Here is a 5,515-nt window from a genome sequence, read left to right on the forward strand (position 1 = left end):
TATTTGGAGACCGCGAGCTTGAGGCCGAAGCCGATCAGGAAAACGCCGGCCAGCTTGTTGAGGACCGCCGTGATTTTCGGGTTGGCGCGTATGCGCTCCGCCAGGTGATAGGTGATCATGACCGAGGTCAGGCCATACAAGAAAGTCAKGGCCGCAATCGTGGCCGCCATCACGGCGAAAGTCTTCAGGCCCTGGTGCAGGGCCGGATCGACAAACAGCGGGAAGAAAGCCATATAGAACACGATGGCCTTGGGGTTCAGCAAGGTGATCATCATCGCCTGCTGAAAGTAGTGGCGCGGCTTGATATTGAGCAAGGGCGCGTCGCCGGGCTTGGCCATCAGCATCTTGATGCCCAGCCAGGCCAGGTAAACCGCACCCGCCCACTGGACGATATGAAAAGCCGTCGGGTAAGCCGCCATGATGGCCGACACCCCCGCGACCGCCGCCCAGAGCAAAACCTGGTCGCCAGCAATCACGCCGAAAGTCGCACCCAGGCCGCCCGCGATGCCGCCCTTGCTGGTCGAGGTGATCAGCGCCAGGTTGCCCGGGCCGGGAATCAGCAAAAACACAATGATGGCGACGACAAAAGCGCCGTAGTCGGCGATGCCAACGAATGAGCCCAACATGGAGGTTCTCCAGAAAGTAGAGAGAAGTGAGGCTGTGAGTTTACGACAGGGGTGTGCCGCAGAAATGCCAAACTGGCCCGATCAAGGCCGATTTGGCATTCGCGAAGGGTTCTTTTTGTGCCCGAACAACGGGCCGAGGCGCTCGGCCCCGGTTTTCAGGCCGGGCTGGCGGCGGCTTTCGCCTGCATCCAGACAATGCAGCGCTCAGCATCCAGCCCCGGAACCTGCAGTTGTTCCACGTGAAACACTTCAGCGCCGGCTGGCAGGGCGGCAATTTCGTCGGCCGGGTGCTTGCCCTTCATGGCCATCCACACACCTTGCGGTGCCAGCGCGTCGGTCGACCAGTTGGTGAAATCGACCAAGGACGCAAAGGCCCGGGAGCAAATCACATCAAAAGAGGTGGTGATGGTTTCGACCCGGGCGTGCAGGCCGGAGAGGTTGGGCAGCTTCAAAGCCAGCGCCGCTTGCTTGATAAACGCGGCTTTTTTGGCCACCGTATCCACGCAAGTCACCGCTACGTTGGGGCAGCAAATCGCGATGACGACGCCCGGCAGGCCTGCACCGGAACCCACGTCCAGCAACTTGGCGCCCTCCTCCAGTCCGGCTTTCTGCAAATGTCGCTTCAGCGGAAGCACCGCCGCCAGGCTGTCCAGCAAATGGTGGGTCAGCATTTCCGCCGGATCACGCACGGCCGTGAGGTTGTAAACCTTGGTCCATTTGCCGATCAGGTCCTGGTAATCCAGCAGCTGGCCGACTTGCGCATCGGTCAAATCCAGCTGCAGCGCCTTGAGGCCGGCGCGCAAATCCTGTTCACCGCCGCGCATCAGGCCTGGGCTTTTTCGGTGGAAGCCCCGGCCGCCTGGAGTGGCGTCGTGTTTTTCCAGAGGTTTTTCTTCAGGTGCACCAACAGCAAGGAGATGGTGGCAGGCGTGATGCCGGAGATCCGGGAGGCCAAGCCTAACGTTTCGGGGCGGTGTTTGGCCAGAGTCTGGCGCGCCTCAAAGCTCAGCGCCGACACCTGCAGGTAATCCAGGTCGGCGGGCAGCTTGAGGTTTTCGTAGTGTGATGCCCGCTCGACTTCAGTCTTTTGCAGGTCGATATACCCGGCGTACTTGGCCGTGATCTCGATCTGTTCGATCACGCTTTTGGCCATGTCGTCGCTGGCTGCCGCTTCGGCTGCCAGTTCGGGGTTGGCGTACTTGCCCTCTTCCAGCGACATCAGTCCGGCATAGTTCACATCCGGGCGACGCAGCAGGTCCAGCAGGTTGTACTCCCGTTCGATGGATTTACCCAGAACCCGCTCGGCTTCAGCCACCGGCAGGTTGTTGGGATTGACCCAGATTGCCCGAAGCCGGGCTGTTTCACGTGAAACAGTGTCGCGCTTGCGGTTGAAGGCATCCCAACGGGCGTCGTCTACCAGACCCAGTTCCCGGCCTTTTTCGGTCAGGCGCATGTCGGCGTTGTCCTCGCGCAGCATCAGGCGGAATTCAGCCCGGCTGGTGAACATGCGGTAAGGCTCGGTCACGCCCTTGGTGATCAGGTCGTCAACCAGCACGCCCAGGTAAGCCTCGTCGCGCCGCGGCAACCAGGCTTCCTTCTCCTGGCATTGCAGCGCAGCGTTGATGCCAGCGAACATGCCTTGGGCCGCCGCCTCTTCATAACCGGTGGTGCCGTTGATCTGACCGGCGAAGAACAGGCCGCCAATGGCGCGCGTTTCAAAGCTGGATTTCAGGGCGCGCGGGTCAAAGTAGTCGTATTCGATGGCGTAGCCGGGCCGCAGGATATGGGCGTTTTTCATCCCCGCCATGGAGCGGACCAGGTCGTACTGGATGTCAAAAGGCAGGCTGGTCGAGATCCCGTTGGGGTAGATCTCGTGCGTGGTCAGGCCTTCCGGTTCCAGGAAAATCTGGTGGCTGTCCTTGTCGGCGAAGCGGTTGATCTTGTCTTCCACGCTCGGGCAATAGCGCGGGCCGACGCCGTCGATCTTGCCGGTGAACATGGGGCTGCGGTCAAAACCGGATCGGATGATCTCGTGGGTGCGCTCGTTGGTATGGGTAATCCAGCACGGCATCTGCCGCGGATGAGCAATCCCGCCTCCCATAAAGCTGAACACCGGCACCGGCCCTTCAGTGCCGCCCGGCATGCCGTCACCGGGTTGTTCGGTGCATTTGCTGAAGTCGATGGTACGGCCGTCGATGCGCGGGGGTGTGCCGGTTTTGAGCCGGCCTTGCGGCAGCTTGAGTTCCTTGAGCCGGGCCGAAAGCGATACCGCCGGCGGGTCGCCCGCCCTGCCCGCCGAATAGTTATTGAGCCCAACATGGATCTTGCCGTCCAGGAAAGTGCCGGCCGTCAGCACCACGGTGCGCGAACGAAAGCGAATGCCGACCTGCGTCACCGCCCCGACAACCCGGTCGCCCTCGACCATCAGGTCGTCGACCGCCTGCTGGAAGAGCCACAGGTTGGGCTGGTTCTCAAGCTTGCGGCGAATCGCCGCCTTGTACAGAATGCGGTCGGCCTGCGCGCGGGTGGCACGCACGGCCGGGCCCTTGGAGCTGTTCAGGATGCGGAACTGGATGCCGCCTTCGTCGGTGGCCAGCGCCATCGCGCCGCCCATGGCGTCCACCTCTTTGACCAGATGGCCCTTGCCGATCCCGCCGATGGAGGGGTTGCAGCTCATCTGCCCCAGGGTCTCGATGTTGTGGGTCAGCAGCAAAGTCTTGCAGCCCATGCGTGCGGAAGCCAGCGCGGCCTCGGTGCCTGCATGGCCGCCACCGACCACGATCACATCAAATTCTTGCGGATAAACATAAGGCGAGTGCATCACGCCTCCTTCGGGTAAAGCGGCTTTCAGGCTGGGGCGCCTGCATGCCATGGAGCGGTCCGGTGTCGATGGTGGCCAGGCTTGCCGCAGCCGCACGGCGGCGCGGCAACACACACATGCGCCGTGCAGGTGCCCCGGCCCATCGGTCCCCACAGGACGAAGGCACGATTTTATCAGGCGAGGCCTTATTTGTGCGGCCTGTCCGGGGGCATGGCCTTGCGTGGCTTCGGGGATTTGCTATCAATTCAATAGCTGCTTGCGCCCGTCCTTATTAGGCTGGAGCGTCAAAGTCCGTGCAAGACGGCTGTTGTGCGCGGCAGCCACGCCAAAAACCGGCCGCCAGCGGCCACAATAGCGGGCATGAAACTACTCGTCTTTGCTGGCAGCATCCGCCAAAACTCCTTCAACCGCAAACTCGCCCAGGTGACCGCCACACTGGCGCGCGCCAGCGGCGCCGAAGTCACCCACATCGAGCTGGCTGATTTCGACATCCCCATGTACAACGCCGACCTGGAGGCGCAGGGCACGCCGCCCGACGTGATGAAGCTCAAGCAGCTCATGTTTGAACATCCGGCCTGGATCATCTGCTCACCCGAGTACAACGGCAGCTACACCGCGCTGCTCAAGAACACCATCGACTGGGTCTCCAGCCCCGTCAAGAGCGATCCAGCCTGGCACGAAGGCTTCAAGTCTTTCACCGGCAAAGTCGTGGGCGTTCTCAGCGCCTCGCCCGGCGCGCTGGGCGGCCTGCGTTCGCAAAGCCATCTGGTGCCGCTGCTGCTCAACGCGCAGTGCTGGGTCGCGCCCAAGGCTTTTGCCCTGGGCCGCGCCGGCACCGCCTTCGACACCGAGGGCAACCTGCTCGACGAATCGCATCTCAAAAATGTGCAGGCGGTGATCGACCAGGTGCTGTTTGCTTCCCAACGCCTCACTGCATGACAGCGCGTCCAGGCCACTGGCTGTCGGGCCTGGCGGCCTTTTGCCTCGCGTCGTGCGCTTACGCCATGGACGTGGAGATCAGGGAGCCTTTTGTTTTTCTGTCGGGCAAGGTGACCGGCAATGAACAACGGATTTTGCAGGCCGCGATAGAGGAGCACCCCGGCATCACAACGGTGGTGCTCAAAAACTCCTCGGGCGGGGACGCCCGGGCCGGGTATGCGACTGGCGAATACATCCGTGAAAAAGGCCTGATGACCTTGCTCTCAGGCTATTGCCGTTCTTCGTGTTCGCGCATGTTTCTGGGCGGCACAACACGCGCCTACTCCGACGACCAGCCTCTCGAAAGAACGGTCGTGGGTTTCCATGGCAACTACACACAGGACGGCAGCCTGCAACAGGCGCGCATGCCGGCACTGAAAGCCTGGATCATGAAATACAGCGACGGCAAAGCCAACCCCCAGCTGGTAGAGCAGTGGGTCAACCTGCCCAACCACAACGGCTTCGCCTATTTCTACCACCCCCAGGTGCCTGGCATCGGCCCCGACGGCGTGATACTGTGCCAGGGAAGCGAAGACCCGAAGCTGCGCAAGGAGCTGTGCGCAAAGCCTCAACAGGGTGACGCGCTGGCCAACGGGATCGTGACCACACTGGAGATCGCCAAAATACCCCGGTGACCAACGCACTAATTTACGGCCAGCGCCCGTGCCTGTTCCACCGCACCGGCCTTGGTTGCCGCAAGGTCCTCGGGCGGCACCAGCGTCGGCGCAACGCTTATTTCCGCCGTCACCTCAATGTCCAGGAAACGCAGCCAGCGCCGCATGTACGGTTTCTGGAAATCGGATTCATCTTCCCCGGGCCGCAGCGGGTACGCGCCGGCACTTGAATACACCAGCGTCGCACTCTTGCCTGGCAGCAGCGCCTGGTAACCGGTTTGCCTTGACCATGCCCAGTTCTGCCCCGGCAAGGTCACCACGTCGATGAAATGCTTGAGCCGGTAAGGAATGCCGAAATTCCACATCGGCAAACTGAAGAGATACCGGTCTGCCGCATTGAAGCGCTGCGACACCGCGACCGCACGCGCCCACAACGCCTGCTGCGGCGCCGTCGCATTCTGCGCACGCAACACGGC

The 5,515-nt window shown here is 62.1% G+C and carries 6 protein-coding genes; 2 read left to right on the forward strand and 4 right to left on the reverse strand.

Going from position 1 to position 5,515, the window contains the following annotated elements; all coding sequences use genetic code 11:
* From AC1D1X_RS14575 to mnmG, 3 genes are all read right to left on the reverse strand, one after another.
* A partial coding sequence (locus AC1D1X_RS14575) for a LysE family transporter (protein WP_477698530.1) occupies positions 1 to 626 on the reverse strand: 626 nt, incomplete at its 3' end.
* Positions 627 to 781: 155 nt separating this feature from the next.
* Positions 782 to 1,450 (reverse strand): 16S rRNA (guanine(527)-N(7))-methyltransferase RsmG, encoded by a 669-nt coding sequence (rsmG, locus tag AC1D1X_RS14580; RefSeq protein WP_477670387.1) that lies wholly within the window; start codon positions 1,448 to 1,450, stop codon positions 782 to 784.
* A complete protein-coding gene (gene mnmG / locus AC1D1X_RS14585) occupies positions 1,450 to 3,447 on the reverse strand; it encodes a tRNA uridine-5-carboxymethylaminomethyl(34) synthesis enzyme MnmG (protein ID WP_477670388.1) in 1,998 nt (665 codons plus the stop codon). Before mnmG ends, rsmG begins: the two co-directional genes overlap by 1 nt.
* 360 nt (positions 3,448 to 3,807) lie before the next feature.
* Here mnmG and AC1D1X_RS14590 point away from each other — a divergent pair, with 360 nt between their 5' ends.
* On the forward strand, positions 3,808 to 4,386 hold the full coding sequence (locus AC1D1X_RS14590; RefSeq protein WP_477670389.1) for an NADPH-dependent FMN reductase: 579 nt from the start codon (positions 3,808 to 3,810) through the stop codon (positions 4,384 to 4,386).
* Positions 4,383 to 5,060 carry a hypothetical protein gene (locus AC1D1X_RS14595; protein WP_477670390.1) on the forward strand — a complete coding sequence of 226 codons (678 nt, stop codon included), beginning with the start codon at positions 4,383 to 4,385 and terminating at the stop codon, positions 5,058 to 5,060. Before AC1D1X_RS14590 ends, AC1D1X_RS14595 begins: the two co-directional genes overlap by 4 nt.
* 8 nt (positions 5,061 to 5,068) lie before the next feature.
* Here the strand turns inward: AC1D1X_RS14595 and AC1D1X_RS14600 are convergent.
* On the reverse strand, positions 5,069 to 5,515 hold a 447-nt coding region (locus tag AC1D1X_RS14600; protein WP_477698531.1), incomplete at its 5' end, for an NAD(P)H-dependent oxidoreductase.

Source organism: Polaromonas sp. P1_G4 (assembly GCF_056405475.1).

Excerpts from the sequence above, each read along its gene's own strand:
- rsmG (WP_477670387.1), bottom strand. The coding sequence starts at position 1,450 with ATGCGCGGCGGTGAACAGGATTTGCGCGCCGGCCTCAAGGCGCTGCAG.
- mnmG (WP_477670388.1), bottom strand. The coding sequence starts at position 3,447 with ATGCACTCGCCTTATGTTTATCCGCAAGAATTTGATGTGATCGTGGTC.
- AC1D1X_RS14590 (WP_477670389.1), top strand. The coding sequence starts at position 3,808 with ATGAAACTACTCGTCTTTGCTGGCAGCATCCGCCAAAACTCCTTCAAC.
- AC1D1X_RS14595 (WP_477670390.1), top strand. The coding sequence starts at position 4,383 with ATGACAGCGCGTCCAGGCCACTGGCTGTCGGGCCTGGCGGCCTTTTGC.